Annotated in this window: 27 protein-coding genes, 2 tRNA genes and 1 pseudogene; 15 read left to right on the forward strand and 15 right to left on the reverse strand. The window is 63.3% G+C overall.

All coding sequences use genetic code 11. The annotated features are described in order from the left end of the window. Positions 1 to 197: 197 nt before the first annotated feature. Positions 198 to 273: transfer RNA gene (locus C481_RS03410), tRNA-Cys, on the forward strand. Positions 274 to 358: 85 nt separating this feature from the next. Here the strand turns inward: C481_RS03410 and C481_RS22600 are convergent. The 5 genes and pseudogenes from C481_RS22600 to C481_RS22080 all read right to left on the reverse strand — a co-directional run. Further along, positions 359 to 680, reverse strand: a pseudogene (locus tag C481_RS22600) (IS6 family transposase); the annotation flags it as partial. Positions 681 to 739: 59 nt separating this feature from the next. Beyond that, complete coding sequence (locus tag C481_RS03415; protein ID WP_006107558.1) at positions 740 to 1,138, reverse strand: SPW repeat domain-containing protein; 399 nt, start codon at positions 1,136 to 1,138, stop codon at positions 740 to 742. 224 nt (positions 1,139 to 1,362) lie between these two features. Further along, positions 1,363 to 1,436 (reverse strand) — tRNA-Lys (locus C481_RS03420). Positions 1,437 to 1,579: 143 nt separating this feature from the next. Next, positions 1,580 to 2,281 (reverse strand): DUF7119 family protein, encoded by a 702-nt coding sequence (locus C481_RS03425; RefSeq protein WP_006107559.1) that lies wholly within the window; start codon positions 2,279 to 2,281, stop codon positions 1,580 to 1,582. A 289-nt stretch (positions 2,282 to 2,570) separates the two neighbouring features. Next, positions 2,571 to 2,738, reverse strand: coding sequence for a hypothetical protein (locus C481_RS22080; protein WP_006107560.1), 168 nt, complete (start codon positions 2,736 to 2,738; stop codon positions 2,571 to 2,573). Between the two features lie 223 nt (positions 2,739 to 2,961). On the opposite strand from C481_RS22080, the gene C481_RS03430 reads away from it, so the two are divergent. Both C481_RS03430 and C481_RS03435 read left to right on the forward strand, forming a co-directional pair. Then, a complete protein-coding gene (locus C481_RS03430; RefSeq protein WP_006107561.1) occupies positions 2,962 to 3,312 on the forward strand; it encodes a hypothetical protein in 351 nt (116 codons plus the stop codon). Positions 3,313 to 3,480: 168 nt separating this feature from the next. Continuing rightward, a complete protein-coding gene (locus tag C481_RS03435; protein WP_006107562.1) occupies positions 3,481 to 5,256 on the forward strand; it encodes a nitrite/sulfite reductase in 1,776 nt (591 codons plus the stop codon). Here the strand turns inward: C481_RS03435 and C481_RS03440 are convergent. Then, positions 5,253 to 5,570 (reverse strand): DUF2267 domain-containing protein, encoded by a 318-nt coding sequence (locus C481_RS03440; protein WP_152422149.1) that lies wholly within the window; start codon positions 5,568 to 5,570, stop codon positions 5,253 to 5,255. The genes C481_RS03435 and C481_RS03440 overlap by 4 nt on opposite strands. On the opposite strand from C481_RS03440, the gene C481_RS03445 reads away from it, so the two are divergent. The 8 genes from C481_RS03445 to C481_RS03480 all read left to right on the forward strand — a co-directional run bounded on the left by C481_RS03445 (position 5,569) and on the right by C481_RS03480 (position 10,224). Beyond that, positions 5,569 to 5,850: a DUF6360 family protein gene (locus C481_RS03445; protein WP_006107564.1), complete on the forward strand. Its 282-nt coding sequence runs from the start codon at positions 5,569 to 5,571 to the stop codon at positions 5,848 to 5,850. The two genes, C481_RS03440 and C481_RS03445, sit on opposite strands and share 2 nt — an antisense overlap. An 83-nt stretch (positions 5,851 to 5,933) precedes the next feature. After that, a complete protein-coding gene (locus C481_RS03450; protein WP_006107565.1) occupies positions 5,934 to 6,428 on the forward strand; it encodes a DUF892 family protein in 495 nt (164 codons plus the stop codon). A gap of 5 nt (positions 6,429 to 6,433) precedes the next feature. Beyond that, complete coding sequence (locus C481_RS22085) at positions 6,434 to 6,616, forward strand: hypothetical protein (protein ID WP_006107566.1); 183 nt, start codon at positions 6,434 to 6,436, stop codon at positions 6,614 to 6,616. A 173-nt stretch (positions 6,617 to 6,789) separates the two neighbouring features. Continuing rightward, a complete protein-coding gene (locus C481_RS03460; RefSeq protein WP_083860884.1) occupies positions 6,790 to 8,250 on the forward strand; it encodes a sodium-dependent transporter in 1,461 nt (486 codons plus the stop codon). Further along, the gene (locus C481_RS03465; RefSeq protein WP_006107568.1) at positions 8,250 to 8,567 is read left to right on the forward strand and encodes a hypothetical protein; all 318 of its coding nucleotides are present in this window, start codon (positions 8,250 to 8,252) and stop codon (positions 8,565 to 8,567) included. The genes C481_RS03460 and C481_RS03465 overlap by 1 nt, the downstream gene beginning before the upstream one ends. Before the next feature lie 133 nt (positions 8,568 to 8,700). Further along, positions 8,701 to 9,201, forward strand: coding sequence for a ribosomal protein S18-alanine N-acetyltransferase (rimI, locus tag C481_RS03470; RefSeq protein ID WP_006107569.1), 501 nt, complete (start codon positions 8,701 to 8,703; stop codon positions 9,199 to 9,201). 101 nt (positions 9,202 to 9,302) lie between these two features. Beyond that, the gene (locus tag C481_RS03475) at positions 9,303 to 9,749 is read left to right on the forward strand and encodes a DUF5810 domain-containing protein (protein WP_006107570.1); all 447 of its coding nucleotides are present in this window, start codon (positions 9,303 to 9,305) and stop codon (positions 9,747 to 9,749) included. A gap of 52 nt (positions 9,750 to 9,801) precedes the next feature. Next, a complete protein-coding gene (locus C481_RS03480; protein ID WP_006107571.1) occupies positions 9,802 to 10,224 on the forward strand; it encodes a DUF5809 family protein in 423 nt (140 codons plus the stop codon). Positions 10,225 to 10,243: 19 nt separating this feature from the next. On the opposite strand, the gene C481_RS03485 is transcribed toward C481_RS03480, so the two are convergent. Beyond that, positions 10,244 to 10,741, reverse strand: coding sequence for an NUDIX hydrolase (locus C481_RS03485; protein WP_006107572.1), 498 nt, complete (start codon positions 10,739 to 10,741; stop codon positions 10,244 to 10,246). Positions 10,742 to 10,833: 92 nt separating this feature from the next. Here C481_RS03485 and C481_RS03490 point away from each other — a divergent pair, with 92 nt between their 5' ends. Next, entirely contained in the window at positions 10,834 to 11,457 is a 624-nt protein-coding gene (locus C481_RS03490) for an NUDIX hydrolase (protein ID WP_006107573.1), read from the forward strand. Between the two features lie 112 nt (positions 11,458 to 11,569). Further along, positions 11,570 to 11,998, forward strand: coding sequence for a rhodanese-like domain-containing protein (locus C481_RS03495; RefSeq protein ID WP_006107574.1), 429 nt, complete (start codon positions 11,570 to 11,572; stop codon positions 11,996 to 11,998). A gap of 245 nt (positions 11,999 to 12,243) precedes the next feature. Here C481_RS03495 and yciH read toward each other — a convergent pair whose 3' ends face one another. From yciH to C481_RS03525, 6 genes are all read right to left on the reverse strand, one after another. Further along, a complete protein-coding gene (yciH, locus tag C481_RS03500; protein WP_006107575.1) occupies positions 12,244 to 12,537 on the reverse strand; it encodes a stress response translation initiation inhibitor YciH in 294 nt (97 codons plus the stop codon). Positions 12,538 to 12,670: 133 nt separating this feature from the next. Beyond that, positions 12,671 to 15,148: a transglutaminase family protein gene (locus tag C481_RS03505; protein WP_006107576.1), complete on the reverse strand. Its 2,478-nt coding sequence runs from the start codon at positions 15,146 to 15,148 to the stop codon at positions 12,671 to 12,673. Beyond that, positions 15,145 to 16,332, reverse strand: coding sequence for a DUF58 domain-containing protein (locus C481_RS03510; protein WP_006107577.1), 1,188 nt, complete (start codon positions 16,330 to 16,332; stop codon positions 15,145 to 15,147). Before C481_RS03510 ends, C481_RS03505 begins: the two co-directional genes overlap by 4 nt. Positions 16,333 to 16,401: 69 nt before the next feature. Then, on the reverse strand, positions 16,402 to 17,406 hold the full coding sequence (locus C481_RS03515) for an AAA family ATPase (protein ID WP_006107578.1): 1,005 nt from the start codon (positions 17,404 to 17,406) through the stop codon (positions 16,402 to 16,404). A gap of 244 nt (positions 17,407 to 17,650) precedes the next feature. Beyond that, positions 17,651 to 17,845: a cold-shock protein gene (locus C481_RS03520; protein WP_006107579.1), complete on the reverse strand. Its 195-nt coding sequence runs from the start codon at positions 17,843 to 17,845 to the stop codon at positions 17,651 to 17,653. A 95-nt stretch (positions 17,846 to 17,940) separates the two neighbouring features. Then, the gene (locus tag C481_RS03525; RefSeq protein ID WP_006107580.1) at positions 17,941 to 18,237 is read right to left on the reverse strand and encodes a DUF7573 domain-containing protein; all 297 of its coding nucleotides are present in this window, start codon (positions 18,235 to 18,237) and stop codon (positions 17,941 to 17,943) included. A 175-nt stretch (positions 18,238 to 18,412) separates the two neighbouring features. On the opposite strand from C481_RS03525, the gene C481_RS22090 reads away from it, so the two are divergent. Both C481_RS22090 and C481_RS03530 read left to right on the forward strand, forming a co-directional pair. After that, positions 18,413 to 18,571: a hypothetical protein gene (locus C481_RS22090; protein ID WP_169331451.1), complete on the forward strand. Its 159-nt coding sequence runs from the start codon at positions 18,413 to 18,415 to the stop codon at positions 18,569 to 18,571. Positions 18,572 to 18,681: 110 nt separating this feature from the next. Beyond that, positions 18,682 to 18,876: a hypothetical protein gene (locus tag C481_RS03530; protein ID WP_006107581.1), complete on the forward strand. Its 195-nt coding sequence runs from the start codon at positions 18,682 to 18,684 to the stop codon at positions 18,874 to 18,876. A 38-nt stretch (positions 18,877 to 18,914) separates the two neighbouring features. Here the strand turns inward: C481_RS03530 and C481_RS03535 are convergent, their stop codons facing one another. Beyond that, complete coding sequence (locus C481_RS03535; RefSeq protein ID WP_006107582.1) at positions 18,915 to 19,943, reverse strand: 5,10-methylenetetrahydromethanopterin reductase; 1,029 nt, start codon at positions 19,941 to 19,943, stop codon at positions 18,915 to 18,917. Next, positions 19,940 to 20,722: a coenzyme F420-0:L-glutamate ligase gene (locus tag C481_RS03540; protein ID WP_006107583.1), complete on the reverse strand. Its 783-nt coding sequence runs from the start codon at positions 20,720 to 20,722 to the stop codon at positions 19,940 to 19,942. The genes C481_RS03535 and C481_RS03540 overlap by 4 nt, the downstream gene beginning before the upstream one ends. Positions 20,723 to 20,785 lie beyond the last annotated feature (63 nt).

A 20,785-nucleotide genomic window follows, 5' to 3' on the forward strand; every position in this document is an offset into this window, starting at 1 on the left:
CTACGTATCGGTGAGTACTGGAGTGAGAGATCCTCTGGGAAACTCGATTCGCCGCCTCCACTCATACTTCCACTCAATAGCCCCACACAGCAGCGGCTGTGTGGGGCATTTTATATTTCTCCAATGCGAAGAATCTTCGATCCCTGCCTATCTCGTACCGCTATACTTAAACGAACGCAGTAATAACACTCATTCGCGCCAAGGTGGCAGAGTCCGGCCGAACGCAGCGGCCTGCAGAGCCGCCCACCGCCGGTTCAAATCCGGCCCTTGGCTTCACTTCTTTCTCAAACTGAGCGAAACAACAGAGTGTAACCGATTCTGCAGTCGTGACTCTCGTTCCGGTATCTCCACGGTAGTTTCACGCAAATGGTCTAGCAGACATGGTCCAGTTCAGCACCGTTTCAGCAGGTGTTCGGTCATCTAGTACCTGATAGCCGATAGTGAGTGTAGTACTGTCTGATCTGTCTGAGCCAGCGCACGCCGCTGGCTGGACTATCCCGCCAGAACAAGTGAGGGTGATCAATCCGCCCGTCTCAAACACTTTTTAACGCAATTCCGGTTGCTATAGTCGAGCTGACCGCTCAATTCGTGGTGGGTGCGATCAGATATCTGCCGGCATCAACGAGGAACGCTGTTTCGTCGGTATCGTGTTTTTCGGTGAGTTGGTGCAAGAACGCCGCCCTCAGAATGCGAATGCACTCTGATGAGCTGCACGAGAGCTGGGTCAATGATGGGACGATTATTCTGATAATGCGAACATACCATAGAGTTGCATGCCAGCGAGGAGGACGACAGCGAGGCCACCACCGACGTTGATGACGGTGACAAGCGTTCGTGTATTCTCAAGCACGAAGGGAGAGGCGATGACCCAGAGGCCGAGGAGAGCGAGGAGGAGTGTGAGAGCGGTATTTGGTGATTGATAGGTGTCTGATAACAGCGCGTTGACGGAACCGAGGGTTGCAATAACTGCGCCGAGAAGGACGTTGTGGAGGTTGAGGAGTCCGGTAATGGTGACAACGATGGATGAGGCTAGAAGGAGAACGCCGACAACTGCGGTTGCACCGGCCGTTCGGACGACGATCGGGGCAACTGATTTCGCGGTTGGTGATGTAGGTGTCGCGGATTCCGAGCTGCCCATAGACACCATTTCGTGACCGATTCATATAGAGCCACTGCAGGGATTGTAAACTGGTTAGTTAGCAACATCTCCTGGCGATTACGATTTGTTGGTGATAGAACGAGACTGGTACGACTATAACCGGGGTGAGGATTTCTGCTTTCTGTATTTGCGTGCGATCGCACTATATTCAAAATATCGCTGGTTTCACTGCTCACGCCTGCAGCCGTGATCAGGGGAAGAAGCGGGCCGGGCGCGATTTGAACACGCGACCGTCTGGTTAAAAGCCAGACGCTCTGCCAGACTGAGCTACCGGCCCCGTAGTTCTCACTATCGGCGAGTAGTGGTTAAACGTTTCTTTCTTCGCTGCCGACTGGCCGGGAGTAATAATATATAATTTGACATATTGTCTCTATAGAACTGTGTTCTGCGTTGTCAGTGTTCGATTCGGTACCTGCTAGTTCATTCGAAGTACTGTTCGAGTGCATCGGTCACGAGTTCACCTGGGGTGATATCGTCGAGGGAGGCGCGGCGGCGGAGGTCGCGATAGGTGTCAGGTGAGAGTGAGAGTTCGAGCTGACCGAGGTTGACGCCGTGGTTGGTCAGGGCTCGATTGACGGGGGTGCCGTCGTTGATCGTGCTGGCGACGGTGCGGATGTCGCGGACGGTGAGGTCGCCGTCGATGGCGGCCCAGGCGAGGAGGAGACGGGCTTCGCCGCCGACGCGGGCGATGTGTTTGGCGGCGGTGGGAGCGATTTGGCCGAGGGCGACTTGTTTGCGGACGGACCGGGGGAGGTCGTGGACGCGGGCCCACTTTCGGATGAACGAGACGGTGACGTCGGGGCCGGCGCGTTCGGCGGCGGCTTTGTAGGAGCCTTCGCCGCGGACGAGTGCGGCACACGCGGCGGCGCCGCGGAGCATGTAGAGGTGGTCGTCGTCGGTGGTGCCGGTTGCGAACTGCGAGACGGTGTCGGCGGCGGCGTCGAGGCTATCGGGATCGGTCGGATCGAACTGGACGGCTTTGCGGGCGCGTGTTCCAGTGACGGATTCGTCGCCACGGATGACGGGTGCGCCGACGGGTGATTCGCGGTCGGTCGGAATTGGCCGCCCATCAGGATCGCGATTGCGACCGCGTGGATTTTCTTCGGGCCGGTTGTCGGTCATGGGTCTGCACTGGTCTATGGAATAGAGGGGGAAAAGTGTCGCTCCCTGTGAAGCGGTGGGAGAGTGCTAGAGTGGTGAGTACGTGTCTGTTGTTTGTCGTCTGTTGGCTATCGTCTGCCGTCCGTTATTTGTCGTGTGAGTGTCAACTGTGGGTAGGGAAGCAGGGAGGATATTATCATAAGCATTGTTATCTAATAACAATGCGGGGCGTTTCACAGCAGGTAGAGAAGACGGATCGAGGTTTACAGGGTCGTGGTAACGCAGGGACGAGTTCAGGTCTGGAGTTTCGTTACTCCTCGTCGTCGCGCTGCTCGGCGAGGTGTTCCCAGATTTCGGTACAGCCAGCACCTTCTTCGACGTCGTCGAGGTGAGCGTCATCGCGTTCTCGGTCCTGGTCTGGTGTATCCGAGTCCGGATTGTGGCTGGGTCGTTGGCTTTGTTCAGCCGTGTCAGTCATGACTGGTCATTTGGTTGGAAAGCGCATAAGTGACGCCTCGTGTGCAATGGATACCTGTACTCGGTTATAGCGGAGATGGTTGCCGTCATCTCGGTTCGGGAGAGTGGCGTGGAGGTCGCCGTCGTCGGTCGGTTCGGTCGATCTAGCGTGTCATCGGCGAGGCAAAACGTTGCAGCCATCGACGGACAGAGGTGGGTCCAGCACGGAGTATCCATAGATACCGATGGCGATTGCACTGCGAACGCTCGACGATGGGGCTTGGATCAGCGTCAACGACTCCCGTGAGGTCGGTGTGAGCGATATCTGGGCCCTTCCGACGCGCGAGTTCTGTTCGTGTGAGACGCCACACGTTCTTCTCGAAGCGTATTCCGCCGTTCACGTTTCGGATCATCGAGTACTCGCGGACGCGGTGGGGATGTGTATCGAGTGTGGGACGCGGGACAGTATCGATTCGTTGCCGGTTGGTCGAATCGTTGACGGCGAGTTCAAGCCGTACGAGCCGGCGGGTGTCCAGTCGACGATTCCGGATGCTGTGGATGGGGCGGCCCGTTCGAGTTTCGAGCCGGTGGAGTAATTCGACTGCTGTCCTCGGGCGGGAGGCGAACACCGGGTTGTTGCGGTCGGTGTGGATGGACCGAATCGAGCCAGTATGTGGTGGCAAAAACCTCCGCAACTGGCTAGAGGCGGCCGGGTCTGACGCGACACACGGGCGTATAAGACTCGTGGTCTATATACTGAGCAAATGCCTACTGATGTCGAAGAGTGGAAGGACGAGGTCTACGGCACGGACATCCGAGACCACATCGAGCGATTCGCCGAGGACGGCTGGGAGTCGATCCCGGAAGACGAGCGTGACGCCTGGTTCGAGCGCTTCAAGTGGTACGGACTGTACCACCAGCGCGCCGGCCAGGAGTCGTACTTCATGATGCGGATCGGGCCGCCAAGCGGCGTGCTCGAGCCGGGTCAGTTCCGCCGGATCGTCGAGATCGCGGACGAGTACGCTCGCGGTCCGGTCGCGAATCCCGAGTTCGGTAACGGTTGGCTCGACGTGACGACGCGACAGGCCGTCCAGCTGCACTGGATCCGGATCGAGGACGTGCCCGACATCTTCGACGAACTCGAGGACGCTGGACTGTCGACGGTTCAGGCGTGCGGTGACTCCTGGCGGAACATCGTCGGCTGTCCGGTCGCCGGAAAGGACAAACACGAGCACGTCGATGCCAACGAGCTGGCCTACGAACTGCACGATACGTTCAAGCAGAACGAAGCGCACTCGAACCTGCCCCGCAAGTGGAAGGTTTCCGTGACCGGCTGTGACGAGGGCTGCGGGCAGGGCGACATCAACGACCTAGCGTTCGAGCCCGCCGAGAAGGAGATGGACGGCGAGACGGTGACGGGCTACAACGTCCGCGTCGGCGGCGGATTGGCGCGTAACGAACCCCGCTTTGCGAAGAATATCGACGTTTTCGCAACGCCAGAGCAGGCGGTCGAGGTCGCGGGTGGCCTCTCCAAACTCTTCCGGGATCACGGCGACCGCGATAACCGCTACAACGCTCGCATCAAGTTCCTCGTCGACGAGTGGGGTCCCGAGAAGGTTCGGGAGACGCTTCAGGACGAGTACATCGACTTCGAACTCGAGACGGCGGGCGAGGACCTTCGGCACTCTTACAGCTACAACGCCGGCGATGCGGACGGCAAGCACGACCACGTCGGCGTCCACGAACAGGTCGACGGCAACAACTACATCGGCCTGAACGTCCTCGTCGGGCGACTCGGCATCGACGACGCCTACGAAATCGCCGACGCCGCCGAGGAGCATGCCTCCGGCGAGGTCCGGCTGACGCAGCGCCAGAACATCATCCTGACGGACGTGCCGGACGGGGAGGTCGACGCCTTGCTCGATAACGAGGTTTTCGACGAGTACAGCCCCGATCCGCACCCGTTCCGGCGGGGATCGATCGCCTGTACCGGCACCGAGTTCTGTTCGCTTTCGATCGTCGAGACGAAGAACCGGCAGGTTCGGTTCTCGCGCTGGCTGGTCGAGAACGTCGACCTGCCGGCGGGCGTCGAGGACTTCCACATCCACCTCTCGGGCTGTACCGCTTCCTGTGCACAGCCACAGATAGCCGATGTCTCCCTACGCGGGATGAAGACCCGCAAGGACGGCGAACCCGTCGAGGCGCTCGACATCGGCCTCGGCGGCGGACTCGGCGAGAACCCGCGGTTTGCCTCCTGGGTTGCAGACCGCGTCCCGGCCGACGAAGTGCCGGGTGCAATCGAAAACCTGCTCGAAAACTTCGCCGACCGCCGAACGGACGGCGAGAGCTTCCGCGAGTTCGTCGCCGACCGCGACGACGAGGAGTTAGCCGACCTCGTCGAGCCCGAGGAGACGAGCTACGAGGATCCGTACATGCACAACACCAAGCAGACCTGGTATCCGTACGCGGAGGATGACGGGCTGGACGAAGGGCCTGCGCCCGCGCGGGCGGACGGGACGCCGATTCCGTCGGACGACTAACCCGCTAACTCCCCCGTCTTCGATATCAGTAGCCGCGGCGGGTATCTACGGCCCGTCGATCGCCACGATCCGTTCTTGACGCCGGCATCGAACAACTGTGCGTACCCGGTCGGCAACTGCGTTCGAACGGTTCCGAGTTCGCGCTGTGCCGTCGTGCTCTCGATCGCGGTGAACACCGCGCGGCTCGCACCCGTCACGTCACTGTTCTCGATAGCCGCTCGCGTCACGAGCCACTCGTGGAACTCCCTGATCGAACGCGAGACCGGCCATCCGTTGGAAGTCCCTAAGTAGCCATACCCCGAGTCCCTAGCCATGTCCGACCGACTGATGCGAGTCAACGCGTACACGACGCTCGACTACGTCGACGCCACGGCGACAGGCCACGAGTTCGAGTTCGATTCCGTCGCCGTCGCCAACGCCACGACGGACCGCGAGGAGCCGGACTGCGTGCGCTTCCAGGTCGAACTCGACAACGCGACCGACCAACATTTCCCCAAGCACATGACCGAACTCGAATTGACGCCGGATCAGGCCCGCGAGCTCGCGAGTGAACTCGAGAAGTACGCAGATCGGGTCGAGGACGCCGCGGAGTAGCCGCTTACCGGGCTCGCCGTGCGCCTGCGACGGCAGGCGTCTCGCTTTTTCACTCGCCCGGCAAAGCCTCGTGTGATCGTCCCATGAGCGTCGACACTATCCAAGATCTGTTCGAGCACGGCCTCGAAGACATCTACCACGCGGAACACGAACTCCTCGACGCGCTCGATGAACTCGAGTCGAACACCGAACGCGAGGAGATCGCGGAGGCGTTTGCGGAACACCGCGAGGAGACCCAGGGGCATATCGACCGGCTCGAAGCGGTCTTCGACATGTTCGGCGAACCGCCGGAGAAAGAAGAGTGTGAAGGCATTGAGGGGCTGATCGAGGAGTACGAAGAGTTCGCGTCGATGAATCCGTCCCAGGAGGTACTGGATTATCACAACATGGCGGCAGCGGAGAAGACGGAGCACTACGAGATTGCGGCCTACGGCAATTTGATCCCGCTTGCGGATCAGATCGGGATGGGCGAGGCAGCGGATCTTCTCGAGGAGAACCTTCGGGAGGAACAGAGTGCACTCGACGAATTGAAGGAGTTGACCGAGACGTACGAGATGGATGCGATTCCAGCCGAGTAATCGTCGTGACTGACGAGACGAACGCGTCCGACGAACCTAACGAAGGGGACAAGTCCGAACACGCTGCCGATGGTTCGGACGCTCAATACGGCGGGACGGAAGACGCGGAACCGACGACGATGGTTGACGAAGAAGGCGAGGATGAAGACGGCGGTAGTCGTGAAGACGATGCCGACGACGTAGACTGACGAAGGACCACCTCGTCGGTCTCCGCTCGGACAATCCACGCGTACAAATTCGGTTTCTCAGTTTGTTACCTTGGTCGCTCGCGCGGAGAGACGCGTCAATATCACTGTCAGTATCTTCGCTCATAACATACTTATACGACGCTCGGAATCCTTGACACAGATGGTGGTAGATAATGTCAGACACGTCTCCGAAAACGGCTCGTGACGAGTGGGGTACCCGATTCGGGTTCCTGATGGCGATGATCGGCGGCATGGTTGGTGCAGGGAACATTTGGCGGTTCCCCTACGTGATGGGGGATAACGGAGGTGGTGCGTTCGTATTGGCGTTCCTCACTCTCCTGTTTCTACTCGCAGTCCCCGGGTTGATGGCCGAGGTTGCGCTCGGGCGATATACGAACAAGGGCGTCATCGGCGCATTTCGTGACGTCGTCGGGCGAGGCGGAATGGTCGGATTCGGCGTCGTCGTCTTGCTCGTCAACATCGCCCTGATGTCGTACTACTCGCCGTTGATCGGCTGGACGCTGTACTACGCCGTTCATTCCCTGCTGTTTACCTTTACGGCACCCGGGTTTGAGGCGCAGGCGTTTATGGACAGCTTCTTCGCGAACCCGGCGCTGATGATCGCCCTTCACACGGTCGTGATGGGATCGATCGCGGCCATTCTCGCGCTCGGTATCCGACGCGGCGTCGAGCGGATCGTCGTCTACGCGGTGCCGGCACTCGTGATCTCGCTCGTCATTATGGCGATTCGCGGGCTCACGTTGCCGGGGGCCAGCGAGGGGATCGCGTTCACGTTCGGCGTGCAGTGGGAGTACCTGGTCGCGAGTGAGACCTGGATCGCCGCGCTCGGACAGGCGTTGTTCTCGACCGGACTCGGGTGGGGTATCGCCCTGACCGTCGGCAGTTATCTCCGGGAGTACGACGACGTTCCACTCGGTGGCGGGGTCTTTACGGCGATCGGCGAGTCGAGCATCGCCATCCTCGCGACGCTCGCCATCTTCCCCGTCGTCTTCGCCGTCGGCGTCGAGCCCGATGCCGGAACGGGTCTCGCGTTCGTCTCTCTGGTGCAGGTCTTCCCGGAGATTCCACTCGGTGGGTTAGTCGCGATCCTCTTCTTTGCCGGGTTCTTCCTCGCGACGTTCACCTCCGGTCTGCTCATCACCGAAGTTAGCGTGACGACCGTCAGCGAGGAAACCCGACTCAGCCGAACGCAGACCGTCCTCGCCGTCTGTGGCGGCATCTGGCTTCTCGGACTCCCGAGCGCCTACTCCACCGAAGTCCTCGACTTCCTCGATTTCGTCTTCGGAAACTGGGGGCTTCCCCTCGCAACGCTCGCCATTATCGGCGTCATCGGCTGGGTTCTCGGTCCCGAGCGACTCCGCGTGCTTACGGTCAACCGCAACGCTGGTATCCACATCGGCACGTGGTGGAATCCCCTCATCAAGTACGTCATCCCCACCGTCATGCTGTTCATCATGGCGTACTTCGCCTGGGAGAACTTCCGCGAACCGGAGATGATCGCCGGGATGCTCGTTCTCGTGCTCTTCCCGCTCATCGGCTACGCGATCATGTCCCTCGTCGAGGGTCGCCGCGACACAACTGATACCGCCGGTGTCACCGGAGGTGACGACTAATGGCGCTCTCCGCAGAGGTACTCGGAATGCTCGCGTTCACGCTGCTTGCGTTCTGGGGCGTCTCCCTCTGGGCGCTTACCCGTACGCTCCGCCAGGAAAGCCGCAAAGTTGACATTCTCACCCATCAGGATCGGATGGACACCTACTCGCCGGAAGCACTTGCCGAACTCCGAGAGTGGATCGAGGACCATCCCAACGACCCGCTCGCCGACCGGGCCCGTTCCCAGTACAACGAGTGCGTCGACGTCGTTACCCAAACCGATCGACACTTCTACGACTGGTCGGACGCGGACATCAACCGGCTCGAACGTCTCTGATATAGTCTGCCGTACCGATTTTCCGGCGAACCCGTGACCCGTCCTGCGGGCGCGCCGGAACTGACTTCCAGCAGTCCGTTTGAACGGTTTGCCGAACCATCCGTTTTTACCCCCTGGCATCGTACGTCGTTCCGTGACAGTACGGGTCCCAGAGGGTGACGATCACGACCACGGATACCGAGACGACGGTGAACTCGCGATCCGGCCCGCCGAACGGGCGGACCTCCTGGCCGTCGTCCGCATCGAAAACGAGTCGTTCCCCCAACCCTGGCCGTACGAGGCCTTCGACCGCTTCCTCGGCGACCCCGGCTTTCTCGTCGCCGTCACGAACGGCGACGTCGCGGGCTACGTCGTCGCCGACGTGTCTCCCTCGTTCGGCCGCCAGCTCGGCCACATCAAGGACGTTGCCGTCCATCCGGACCGCCGTGAAATGGGCGTCGGCTCCGCACTTCTCTCGCGATCGGTTGCCGTCCTCACTGCCCACGGCGCAGATTCGATCAAACTCGAAGTACGACGCTCGAACGACCGTGCGAAACGACTCTACCGCCAGTTCGGGTTCGAACCGATCCGGCGGATCCCCGGCTACTACGGCAACGACGAAGACGCGATCGTGATGGTCCGACAGCTCGAGTGATAAGCGGCTCGCACGGACCGCGGTCTCATCCCGATGCCGGCACCGATGCCAGCGAGGGGAAGGACGAGGACGTTTTACCGCCCGCGTTCGTACTCCCGCCCATGGGATACGCCTGCCCGGTCTGTGACGCCGAACAGGCCGACGCGGAACACCTCGCGAACCACCTCGCGATCACCGCATCGCTCGACCGTCCGGATCACAAGGAATGGCTCGAGGAACACGCCCCGGACTGGGCCGATCACTCCCCGGCGGAGTTAGGGGAGATCGTCCGCGAACACGCACCCGAGATCGACACCCCCGAGTTCGAGAGCGCAGGGAGGGGTGGTCACGACGACCACGATCACGGCCGCGACCGTGCCCCCGGCCGCCCCACCGGAATCGACTCCGACCTCGCCGGACAGCGCCGTCAGCCAAGCCGTGGCTCGATGACGGCCGAGGCCGAACGCGCGCTGCAGGAAGCACAGGAAATGACCCAGCAAATGCTCGCAGATGCGGCCGACGACGCGGACGCAGCGGACCCGGACGACGACGAAGCGACGGACGACTAACGGCTCCCGCGAACACGCAATTGGTAACTGGCCGCCCCGCGCATACCGAGACATGCACACTGTTGGGACGGTTACGCCGGCGTCGATCGAGGAGGCACGCGAACGCTACGATGAACTCGGCCCAGCGGCGCAGACGGTCGTCCGCGAGGTCGCAAAGGCCATGTCGTTCGATCGCGAGGAGTACGACGAGCGCGTCACCAGCGCCGTCGTCGAAACCGCCCGCGACGCCCTGTTTGCAAGTCGACTCGAAATCTCGGTCGGCACCAGCGACGAGTTCAGCGAGTGGCGCGACGGCTACGACGGCGAGGTGACGGTGGTCGGGAACGAGAACGTCGAGAACGTCGTCTGGCACGCCGGGCCGGCCGACGAGGCGGTCGCGGCAACCTTCCAGAACGAGGAGGAGGCGGCCGTCGGAACGGTGCGCCGACAGGCGTTCGGGCGGTTGTATCGCGACTACTTCGAGGCCGCCGACTAGCTGTGCGTCGGCGTTGCTGTCACGGTCGAGTCACATACGGTCGAAGCACCTCGCCGTCGTGGAGGTTGTCGGGGAGCGCGTCGAACCATCGTGCGGCTCTGATCTCGTCGGGAGAGACGCCGAGAGATTCCGCGTCTGCGATCGGTCCGTCGGCGGTGGCCGCAAAGACGACGTATGCTGCTCGGAAGGAGTCGCCGGTGGCACTCGAACGGTACGTCTGCTCCAAGACGACCAGCGGATCGCGTATCGTCGCACGCAGTCCCGTCTCCTCGCGAATTTCGCGCCGAGCGGCGTCACGCAGTCGTTCGCCGGGTTCGACCGCGCCGCCGGGGAGCACCCAGCCGTCGGCCCAGCGATTTTTGACGAGCGCGATCCGCCCGTCGCTATCACGAACGCGTGCGGCGGCGGTGAGCGCCGTTCCGTCGACGCCCCACTCGCGGAACGATTCGAAGGCCGTTCCGGAGAGGTGGAGCGTTTGCTCCTCGCGGGCCACATCGGTGAACTCGTCGTCGAGCACGCCCGACTAAGCGCGCGCATTCGACAAATATATTCGGTGGTCGTCTCGTTCGAACAGTACCTATTACGTCTTCGAGCGTCCACACTCCGACGATGACTGCCGACGAGTGGAGCGTTCTCGAGGAAGTGATCGAGTACGAGACGCCGTGGTACGACGGCGGCTACGACCTGCTCGAACAACCGGACGGCACGGAAAAACGCTACTACTGGGCCGACCTGCCGCCGTCGGTCGTCGTCGTCGCGCGCGTCGACGGCCGCGTGCTCGCGGACGAATCGAACGCCGATGCAGCCGTGCGCGACGGTGACGCGGAAGACTCCGCCGCCACGACCGACGACCACCTGCTGTTCGTCGAACAGTACCGTCCGCCCGTCCACGAAACCCACCTCGAACTCCCCGCCGGTATCGTCGAGGACGGCGAATCCTACACGGAAGCCGCGACGCGTGAACTCGAGGAAGAAACCGGATTTTGCCCGTCGAGTACGGTCCTCCTGCAGGAGTACGCAGTCGCGACGGGCGTCCTCAGACACGACCGCGGCATCGTCTACGCCGACGGGCTGGTGCCCGGCGAACGCGAACTCGACAGCAACGAGTTCCTCGAGGTCACGACGGTTCCCGTTGCGGAGGCGCTCGACCGGGCGCGCGAGCGGCCGGCGAACGATGCGACGCTGACGGCGTTGTTACTCGCGGCGGAAGACGGGATGCTCGACCTGGGGTGATTGTGGCGGTGCCCCCGGTCTTCTCCCTTTTTGTATCCCCGTACCTCCGCGACGTCGCAGACGCCGCACCCGACCCGTGGCCTTATTCTTCCGGCGTTCCAACGCGGGAGTGATGGATGGCGAAATCTCTCCGGACGAGGTCAACGATCTCCTGAACACGGATACCGATGATACCGGTGCGAACGAGGCGAACGCGGATGCGGACTCCGATGCCGTCGTTCGAGTCGTCGATATCCGCGACGAACGCAGTTTCGCCCACAGCCGCATTCCCGGCAGCGAAAACATTCCCTTTCAGGAACTGACCGGGCGCGTCGACGAACTCGAGGACGCGGATCGGATCGTCACCGTCTGTCCGCACGGGAAGGCGAGCGTGCAGGCGGCCCAACTCCTCGGATCGTACGAGGGGACGGCGGATGCGCGAATCGAGAGTATGGCCGGCGGCCTCGAAAAATACGGACTCAAGTACGGCCTCGCCGCCGGCGACCGAGAGTCCGATGGGGCCGACGAGCCGGCCAGTACGAACGCCGAATCCCCGTTCTAGCGTTGCTATCCTGCCCCCGCTCGATACGCTCTTCAAGGCGGACGCGTGTCGCCATCCCTCTCGGCGATTCGCTCGTTCGGTACCATCGGTGACGCGTTTTGGCGGTGAGGACAATTTCAGCCGGTGGCGACGCTATTCAGACCGTTGGCACTCCGGAAACTCGAAACAAAACCGACAGTGAAGTTGACGGCTCGATACAGCGGGTCGCGAGTTCGGAAGTCGTCTCAGAGCATCGCGGGCATCAGTTAGGCGACGTTGAAGCCGCGGTCCCGAAGGAATTCCTCGATGCGTCCGGTGTGGTTGCCCTGGAGTTCGATGTGACCGTCCTCGACGGTCCCTCCGCAGGCAAACTTGGACTTGAGATCCGACGAGAGACTGTCTAGGTCGACATCCTTCGGATCGAATCCTTCGACGATCGTTACCTCCTTACCGTATCTGCGCTCGTCAATGCGGATGGTGAGTTGCTGTTGTCCCTTGGCCACGTCCTCGCAGACGCAGAGTTCCTCGGGCAGCCCGCACGTCGAGCAGACTTCCGACATTACGTTCCCTGCTACGAAATGGCCATATTAAACACTATCGGGACCTACATGCTGTCGCGTGGTTCTTTTTCAGTGATCCACCGATCCGATGGTCCGACGGGCCGGTTCGAACCGACTGCCGGCGCGATTCGGACTACGGGCGGTCCGCGTTGGAGGCCGCATCCGAGTTCGGGCCCACGAACGGCAATCGCTCGCGCGCGAGTTCATCGACGAACTCGATGGCGGTCGCGGCGTCGTCGGGGGTGACGCCGGTCCCGTAGATGGCCTGCTCGTAGCACGCGAGGACGTGTTCGACTCGTGGATCGGTCGGGTCGGGTGTGGGTGGTGACTGAGAGTGTGACCGTGCTTGTGGGTCTGACCGGAAATCCGAACGCGACTGCGGATCTCCCTGTGACCGGGGTTGTGACCCTGACTCTGCTGAGCGGTCCGTCGGTAACGTAGTCGCTGCCTGCGCTCCCAGGGCACTCACGTACGCCCGCGGTGACTCGCCGGGACGGCGCGGCCTGAACTCGCGTTCGAAGAGTCGTTCGAGGCGGCGATAGGCGCGTTCGGTGTCTCGGGCGGGGTCGTCGCGGCGGCGCTGCCAGTACAGTCCGATCGTGCGGTCGTAGAGTTCGCGTCCGCCGGTGCGGTGGACGGCGGCGGCCAACCCGACGATGGTGACGGCCGTGAATGCGAGGAACTCGCGCGGGATGGTAATCGCGAGTGGATTGTCGGCGTCGTCCCCGTCGCCGTCCTGCGCGGCCGTCGTACCGGGGTCTGGACGGGTCGGATCGGTGGTATTCGTTCCGTTGGGATCGGTGGAGTTGGGCGGATCGTCCGGGTTGGTTGGGTCGGTCTCGTTGTCAGGGGGACCGGGTTCGGTCGGGTCTGGTGACCGTCCGTCGTCGGAGCCGTCATCGCTGTCGTTGCGGATCGGAACGTCCTCGCTTTCGTCGGTGTCGACGTTCTCGCGACCGTTCTCGCGGGCTTCTTGGAGTCGGTCTAGGTGCACCTCGTCGCGCTCGCCACTCGGGGTGGGATCGAACGAGACCCAGCCGTGGTCGGGGAAGTAGACTTCGACCCAGGCGTGTGCGTCGAGACCGCGGACGACGTGGGTATTGTCATCGACTTGCTGACCGCTCGTATAGCCCGTGACGTATCGGGCGGGGATGTCCTCCGCGCGAAGCATTTGCGCCATCGTGGTCGCGAAGTAGATACAGTAGCCCTCGTCCATCTCCAGGAGGAACTCCTCGGCGACGTTTCCGTTTGGCTGCTCGATGTCGAGTGAGTAGCCCTTCGACGAGCGGAGGTACGATTCGATCGTCGCCGCCGTTTCGTACGGATTATCAGCGTCTTCGGTCACCGTGGCGGTTCGGTCGTCGAACTCCGACGAGGTGCCTTCCGGCAGTTGCAGGTAGTACTCTTCGATCTCGTCGGGGTAGTTCGTCCCCGCTTGCTTGAGTGAAGCGGGATCGCTGTCGATGATCGCGCTCTCGACGACGTAGCTGTCGTCCTCGATCAGCGTCGTCGAGGGGTGAATCTGGCCGTGTCGCGTCACTTCGGCGTACTGTGCGGCTCCCTTGCTGACGGACAGCGGCTGGGGGGCGACCGGCATGACGCCGAGTTCAGTTTCGGCGGTGACGACCTGCCGGGCGACGTCGTACTTGCCGGGCGGGGAGTTTATCGGTCCGTTGGGCGACTGCAGCTGTCCGCTTCGGACCCACTCGTCGCCGGTAAAGCGATCGTAGACGCCGGTACGCCAGTAGGAGGCCTGCTCGGACTCGACGGTGAATCGGACCTCGGGTGAGAGGTCGACCTGGCCGGTAAAGCCGGAGCGCTGGCCGGCGGAGTCGATGGCTCCCTCGAGCGAACTCGGGCCGCCGCGGTCGAGCGTGACCGGACCGGTTGCGTTTCCGGGAACGAACGTGACGGACAGCGAGAGGACGATGATCAGTGCGAAGAGGACGGCAAGCAGGTCCGCCTGGGCGATCGAGCCGCCGCGGCGGTCGAGTTCACCGAAGCCGACGGTACCCAGTGCGGCGAGGGTGCCGATAAGGGTGATCGTGAGTTCGGCGTCGCCGGTGAGGACGAGAAAGCAAAGCGCGAACCCGCCGGGAAGCACGCTCAGGGCGTATCGACCCCGGAGCGCGAGGTACCACGAGAGGAAGACGGGTGCGGGAACGAGGCCGAGCGTCAGGGCGCTGGCTTCGACCGTCCGAAGCAGTGAGAGGCCGGTAACGAGCGTGACAACGTCTGCGAGCAGCGACTCCGTTGCCGAGAGGACGACGCCGACGCCGACGCCGCTGGCCTCGAGATAGTACGCAAACCCGAGGCTGGCTGCCGTCACCGCGGCGATCGTGGCAGTCCGCGGACGGATCAGGCGGGCGAGGAGCGTCGCGGCGAGCAACATTGTGCCGGCGAGGACGAACAGCGAGTCCGTTCCGCCGACGACTTGCGTCACGTCCCGTAGAACGGAGACGATCGACGCGAGTAACACCAGGACGCAACCGAGTGCGAGCATGCGGAACGCGCCGGGGCCGACGGTTTGTCCGGTTTCGCTTCGACCCGTCCTCGTTCCGCCGAGGGAGATCGTCCGCTCCGTGCGACGAGACTCGGTATCTGTGCTCATGTGAGCACCCCTGACCGCTGCGTCTCCGTCTCCGTCTCTCCCCCGCCGTCACCAGTTCCTGTAGCCCGCTGTCCGGCGTCCCTGCGGCCGCCGCCGTTAGCGGCCGGTCCCGGCCGCGCGCGCTCGCTAGTGCCTCGCAACCGCTCGAAGGGGATCTCGTGTCCGGTCTCACCCTCGCCGATGACGACCGAAACTGCCCTCGTTCGCGCTGTAACGCGAATCTCCGCATCGGCCCGGTCGCGATCCGTGAGCGCCGCCGTCCCCGCACCCGATTCGAGTGCAGCGAGGACGGCGAGCAGCTCGTAGTAGTGTCCGGCGTCGGAGCTCGGGTGAACGACCGTTCCATCCACGACGAGGCCGACCCGAATACTCGTCTCGCGAAGCGCCGTCACGATGCTCGCAACCGCCGTCGCGAGTTCGTCTTCCAGTCCCGTCGCACTTTCGGCGGCGATCGTAACTGTTTCGAGGCCCGCATCGGCGGCGTACTCCGTGACGACGAGGTCGTCTTCGGGCTGTTTGGCTGCAGCCTTCCAGTGGACGTCGCGCAGCGAGTCCCCGCGGCGATACTCCCGGAGATGATCGAACTCCTCGCGGTTGCGCCGGGCCGTCGCGTCGGCGAACTCGTGCAATCGCTCGTCCAACGCGCCCTGCAGCTCGTACACCTGCGGGTAGACCGTTACCGAACTCGTCTCGCCGAACTCGAACCGACGCGTGACGAGTCCGAAGACATCGCGTATCGTTATCGTTGCTGGCCCGACCGTTCGGTCGCCACGTGACGCAAGCGCCACGTCGTAGGTCACTCGCGTCTCGCCGTCGAGAATCGTTTCCGTCGCCGGGGTGTGCGTGGTCGTCGATACCGATCCGGCTGCGTGCGTTCTCGCCTCATCCGTTTCGAAAGCGAGCCCCGTTCCGATTTCGTCACGGACGGTCGCCGCCACGTCGCCGGTCGTCTCGACGGCGAACGCGGCTTCGCGGGTTTCGCCGACGAACCCGTCCTCCATCGGCAGCCGTCTGACCGCGGGACGGTCGAGACGGAGGGTCACGACGAAACCGGCCAGCAGGATGACGAGCAGCGGCGCGACGATGGCGTTCAGCGACCGCGGGCCGTACTGCCACCCCATCGCAATCGAGAGACAGATGATGGCGAGGACGGCCCAGCCGCGGCGTGTGAGTGTCACGTGCATACGTTCGTTTCGGTTACCGCCGATTCGATCGCGCCCGCGGTCGGTTCGCTCGCAGCCGTGACAGCCGTCTCATCCGTCTCGTTCCTCGACCGGCACCCGTTCGAGCGCGTCCGCGACGATATCACTGCCGTCGCGGGCGCGGTCGTTCGTCTTTACGCGATGACTCAATACGACGGGCGCCTCCACCTGTACGTCGTCGGGCGTGACGAACTCGCGGCTGTCGACGACCGCCCGCGCCTGGGATGCCCGGAGGAGCGAAATCGCCCCTCGCGGACTGACGCCGATGTGTGCGTTCTCGCGCGTATAGCCGACAAGCCGCGTTACGTACTTCCGGACCGGTTTTGCAACCTGCACCTGCGAGACCGCCTCCCGCGCTCGAACGAGCGTTTTCCGGTCGGTGACGGACTCGAGTTCGTCGATCGGGTGCGTACCGACGGTTCGGCCCAACAGTTCGGCTTCGTCCTCGGGACTCGGATAGCCGAGGTGGAGTTTCTTCATGAACCGGTCGAGTTCGGCGAAAGGGAGGTCGTAGGTCCGGTTCGGCTCGATTGCGTTCTGCGTCGCGATGACGGTAAACGGCGAGGGAAGCCCGCGCGTCTCGCCGTCGGCGGTGACCTGTTCTTCTTCCATCGCCTCGAGCAGCGCCGACTGGGTTTTCGGCGGCGCGCGGTTGATCTCGTCGCCGAGGACGATATTGCCGAAGATAGGGCCGGGCTGGAACTCGAACTCGCGGGTCTGTTGGTTGAAGACGTTCACGCCGGTCACGTCCGTCGGAAGGAGGTCGGGCGTAAACTGAATTCGCCTGAAGGTACAGTCCACCGAGGTCGCAATCGATCGGGCGAGCATCGTCTTGCCGACCCCTGGAACGTCATCGAGCAGGACGTGTCCGCGGCCGAGCAAGGCCGTAATGACGTGATCGATCACGTCCTCGTGACCGACGATGACGCGCGAAACGTTCTCCGCGATGTCGGTCCCGATCGTTTCCACCGTCGAGAGCGCCAGCGGCTCAACGGCCGTCTCGTCGGCCGGAGGCGTCTCGAGTACCGTCTCGGATGTCGGGTCAGCGTCAGTCATCGGTCGAAATGAGGGCGAACTCGCGGGGAGATTCGGACACACGGCACCTGCAGACTCATCGTGCTTGTGCGACCTCCGCGCGTCGGAACTATATGCTTTGTGTCGAGACGAGTGAGTGTTTCACCTTGCGAGTGGTCTCACCGAGCGCATTGACCCCGAGACGGTAAGCAGACGCACCGCTGTTCGTCGCGTTGTCACTCAAAAACGAACGGTCGGAGAACGATACTGCCTTCGGATCGCCGATCTAGAGGCGCTCGACGCTCGTCGCGCGCGGGCCCTTCTCAGCCTCCTCGATTTCGAACTCGAGTTCCTGACCCTCTTCCAGATCAGGACCGCCAACGTCCTCCATGTGGAAGAACACGTCCTCGTCCGCGTCCTCGGTTTCGATGAATCCGTAACCGCCGGTGTCGTTGAAGAATGCAACCGTACCTTTCGCCATTGCACGTCAACAAACTCACGACGGAGATATAAATGTTCGGGAGACTGCCGCCGAATTCGCCCGAAAACGGTCCGTTACCCGCAGTCAGTCGGCACTTACCAGGTTTTGCACGCGGGGCAGACGAACGTCCCGCCGTCGCGCCAGCGGCGGGCGCTCGCTTCGCCGCACTCGCCGCACACCGCCGCATCCGCGGGCGGACTCCACGCGTACGTCGCCAGCGACGAGTGCCGTGTCTCCGAACCTGAACTCGAAGCCGAATCGGTATTCGAGCTGGATGCGGAGTCCGTATCCGTCGCCGTTGCGGACGCAGCGAGTTCGCGTTCAGGCGACTCGTCTGCACTTTCCTCGGTCTTTGCCGTCTGATAGTCTGAAAGCGTCTCGTCGTCTGTCACAGCTGGGTCTACGATCGGCAGTCGGTTAGCTACCGGTGGTTTCCCTCCGATTCACTCAAAGACCTCGTTCGGGCCGCTCTCACTCTCTCTACCGAGCCGTTTTACTTCGGATGCCGATTATTAGAAGGCCGGTATCGGAGAAAGTTTCTTTACCGATTTGGTAGAAATCCAACCGATGGGTCTCCGCGAGTCACTCGCTGCACTCGGTGCCGCTCTGGACGGCGATGAGATAACGGGCCGACAGGCGGCGATCATCGTCGCAGTCTGGATGGGCGGGATCGCCGTCTTCGGGATCGTCGCCTACCTCATCGTCTTCGTGATCATCGGCTTTTGACGGGGGACGGCACACTCGAATCACAACGCGTACAACGTCCGTGACGCGTGCGGAACGGTCCTCGGAGCGGGACCGGCACGGCCAAGTACCACCGGTGACAATCCCCACGCATGGAATCCGCCGTAGTGCTGAACGTCATCGTGGACAACATCATGGAGATGAACGAGTACTTCAGTAACGTCGCGACGGGCGACGGGTTCGCACCGCTGCTCATCCTCGTCGGAACCCTGCTCATCGTCTTCTCGCTCGGCGTCTTCGGCGTGCTGACCCTCGGTGCGCTCGGTAGTCTCGTCGCCGGACACTGAGTTCGTCTTTTTCGTTTCTCTTCGCAACGTGAGCGCGTTTACTGACGAGAGCCACGGGAGCCACGGGCGCGTCCAATCGCTTCGCTCGCGCGCTCGATCGCATCATCGAGTTCGGGACCGAGCGGCGAGCCGACGACGATCCCGTCGACGTGGTCGAGCATCGCGTCGAACCGATCCGCGACCTGCGCCGTCGTCCCGGCGACGCAGAACGCGTCGATCATCGCCGGCGTGACGCGGTCGAACGCGTCGGTGAGATCGCCCTTCGAGAGCGCGTCGCCGACCGAACTCGCGGCCTCGCGGTCGATGTCGTGTCGGTCGAGCACCGGGTCGGCCGCCCCGCCGACGATAAAGGCGACCGGGGGACGTGCGGCCTCCCGCGCCGCCGCTTCGTCCGCCGCGACGCTCACGCTCGCGAACGCGAGCGCCTCGAACGCACCGCGGTCGTCGGACCGCTCGTCCAGTCCGTGCTCGAGTTGGCCGGCCGCCCACTCAAGATCGCGCGGATGGGCGGCGTTGACCAGCACGCCGTCGGCGTGCTTGGCGCTCATCCGGAGCATGTGCGGGCCCTGCGCGCCGACGTAGACCGGAATCCGGCCCGACGCTGGCTCGAGATTGAGCGACGCGTCGCTGGCCGCGAAGGTCCCGTCGTGGCTGACGGTCTCGCCCGCCCAGAGATCGCGTGCGACACGGAACGTTTCGAGGACGCGCCGGAGCGGTCGCTCGCGCTCGATGCCGAGGTTCGCGAGCGACGACCGGTCGCCCGCACCGATCCCGAAGACGGCGCGGCCGTCGCTGAACTCGTCGATCGTCGCCGTCTGTGCGGCGAGTTTGACCGGGTGGGTCTCGTAGGGATTGACGACGCCCGGGCCGAGTCGAATGCTGTCCGTGGCGTCGGCCATGCGCGAGAGCGCCACGAACGGGTCGCGGTTGAAGTAGTGGCTGCTCGCGAACGCGATGTCGAATCCTTCGTCCTCGGCGAGGACCGCGAGTTCGGCGATGCGTTCGATTGGGTGTTCGGGCGTGAGTTCGATGCCGACGGTCGGCTCGGTATCGGCGTTCGTGCTCATTCGTCGGCCCTCCACTTCCACCCGCGAAGCGCTTGCCTGATGAGATCGTCTTCGACCGAGCGGAAGAGTTCGTCGCTGCCGTCGAGGTCGCCGAAGGCCCAGTCGCTGACGACGACGGCGGGGGTACCGCCGGCACCTTCGCCGGTGACGAGGTTCGCGGCGGCGGCGAGTTCGTCGACGACGGACTGGACGGTGACGCCGAGTTCGCGGCCGTCGCGGTCGCGTTCGCCGCGCCAGTCGCGGCTGGCGGGGAGGCCGTCCCAGCCGATGGCGACGCCGCGCTGGCCGTGGCGGAAGGGGCGGCCGCAGGTGTCGGTGACGACGACGGCGACGTTCTCGTAGCCCCGATCGGCGAGTCCGGACCGGATTCGCTCGGCGCTCTCGGTCGGTCGCTTCGGCAGGAGCAACAGGTCGTGATCGGGCACGTTCGAGCGGTCGATGCCCGCGTTCACGCAGATGTGGCCGAACCGCGTTTCGGTGAGCAGGAAGGGGGCGTCGATCAGCAGTTCCGTGCTCTCCTCGAGAACGGCCTGTGCGAATCGGGGGTCTTTCTCTTCGCCGGTGAGGTCGCCGATGCGGTCGGCGAGTTCATGCGCGCGGCCGCTGACCGGGTAGTCGTCGAGGTCGGCCGTTCGCCCCTCGGCCTTGGAGACGATGGTGCTGGCGACGGTGAGCACGTCGCCCTCGGCGAGGGTGTCCCCCGCCCGATCCGCGACGAGGTCGGCGATGTCGTCGCCGGGGCGGATCTCGGGCAGGTCCGCCACTGGTGTGAGTTCCATACCGGTGGGTGGGCGAGTACCGCCAAAAACGCACCGTCACCGGAGAATCGAACCAGCGATCGG

It is taken from the genome of Natrialba asiatica DSM 12278 (genome assembly GCF_000337555.1).
Lineage (GTDB): Archaea > Halobacteriota > Halobacteria > Halobacteriales > Natrialbaceae > Natrialba > Natrialba asiatica.

Excerpts from the sequence above, each read along its gene's own strand:
- C481_RS03445 (WP_006107564.1), top strand. The coding sequence starts at position 5,569 with ATGTCCGACCGACTGATGCGAGTCAACGCGTACACGACGCTCGACTAC.
- C481_RS03520 (WP_006107579.1), bottom strand. The coding sequence starts at position 17,845 with ATGGCGAAAGGTACGGTTGCATTCTTCAACGACACCGGCGGTTACGGA.
- C481_RS03465 (WP_006107568.1), top strand. The coding sequence starts at position 8,250 with ATGGCGCTCTCCGCAGAGGTACTCGGAATGCTCGCGTTCACGCTGCTT.
- C481_RS22090 (WP_169331451.1), top strand. The coding sequence starts at position 18,413 with ATGGGTCTCCGCGAGTCACTCGCTGCACTCGGTGCCGCTCTGGACGGC.
- C481_RS03515 (WP_006107578.1), bottom strand. The coding sequence starts at position 17,406 with ATGACTGACGCTGACCCGACATCCGAGACGGTACTCGAGACGCCTCCG.
- C481_RS03540 (WP_006107583.1), bottom strand. The coding sequence starts at position 20,722 with ATGGAACTCACACCAGTGGCGGACCTGCCCGAGATCCGCCCCGGCGAC.
- C481_RS03430 (WP_006107561.1), top strand. The coding sequence starts at position 2,962 with ATGGCGATTGCACTGCGAACGCTCGACGATGGGGCTTGGATCAGCGTC.
- C481_RS03440 (WP_152422149.1), bottom strand. The coding sequence starts at position 5,570 with ATGGCTAGGGACTCGGGGTATGGCTACTTAGGGACTTCCAACGGATGG.
- C481_RS03425 (WP_006107559.1), bottom strand. The coding sequence starts at position 2,281 with ATGACCGACAACCGGCCCGAAGAAAATCCACGCGGTCGCAATCGCGAT.
- C481_RS03495 (WP_006107574.1), top strand. The coding sequence starts at position 11,570 with ATGGATGGCGAAATCTCTCCGGACGAGGTCAACGATCTCCTGAACACG.
- C481_RS03505 (WP_006107576.1), bottom strand. The coding sequence starts at position 15,148 with ATGAGCACAGATACCGAGTCTCGTCGCACGGAGCGGACGATCTCCCTC.
- C481_RS22080 (WP_006107560.1), bottom strand. The coding sequence starts at position 2,738 with ATGACTGACACGGCTGAACAAAGCCAACGACCCAGCCACAATCCGGAC.
- C481_RS03450 (WP_006107565.1), top strand. The coding sequence starts at position 5,934 with ATGAGCGTCGACACTATCCAAGATCTGTTCGAGCACGGCCTCGAAGAC.
- yciH (WP_006107575.1), bottom strand. The coding sequence starts at position 12,537 with ATGTCGGAAGTCTGCTCGACGTGCGGGCTGCCCGAGGAACTCTGCGTC.
- C481_RS03480 (WP_006107571.1), top strand. The coding sequence starts at position 9,802 with ATGCACACTGTTGGGACGGTTACGCCGGCGTCGATCGAGGAGGCACGC.
- C481_RS03510 (WP_006107577.1), bottom strand. The coding sequence starts at position 16,332 with ATGCACGTGACACTCACACGCCGCGGCTGGGCCGTCCTCGCCATCATC.
- C481_RS03475 (WP_006107570.1), top strand. The coding sequence starts at position 9,303 with ATGGGATACGCCTGCCCGGTCTGTGACGCCGAACAGGCCGACGCGGAA.
- C481_RS03490 (WP_006107573.1), top strand. The coding sequence starts at position 10,834 with ATGACTGCCGACGAGTGGAGCGTTCTCGAGGAAGTGATCGAGTACGAG.
- C481_RS03435 (WP_006107562.1), top strand. The coding sequence starts at position 3,481 with ATGCCTACTGATGTCGAAGAGTGGAAGGACGAGGTCTACGGCACGGAC.
- C481_RS03460 (WP_083860884.1), top strand. The coding sequence starts at position 6,790 with ATGTCAGACACGTCTCCGAAAACGGCTCGTGACGAGTGGGGTACCCGA.
- C481_RS03415 (WP_006107558.1), bottom strand. The coding sequence starts at position 1,138 with ATGGGCAGCTCGGAATCCGCGACACCTACATCACCAACCGCGAAATCA.
- C481_RS03535 (WP_006107582.1), bottom strand. The coding sequence starts at position 19,943 with ATGAGCACGAACGCCGATACCGAGCCGACCGTCGGCATCGAACTCACG.
- C481_RS03530 (WP_006107581.1), top strand. The coding sequence starts at position 18,682 with ATGGAATCCGCCGTAGTGCTGAACGTCATCGTGGACAACATCATGGAG.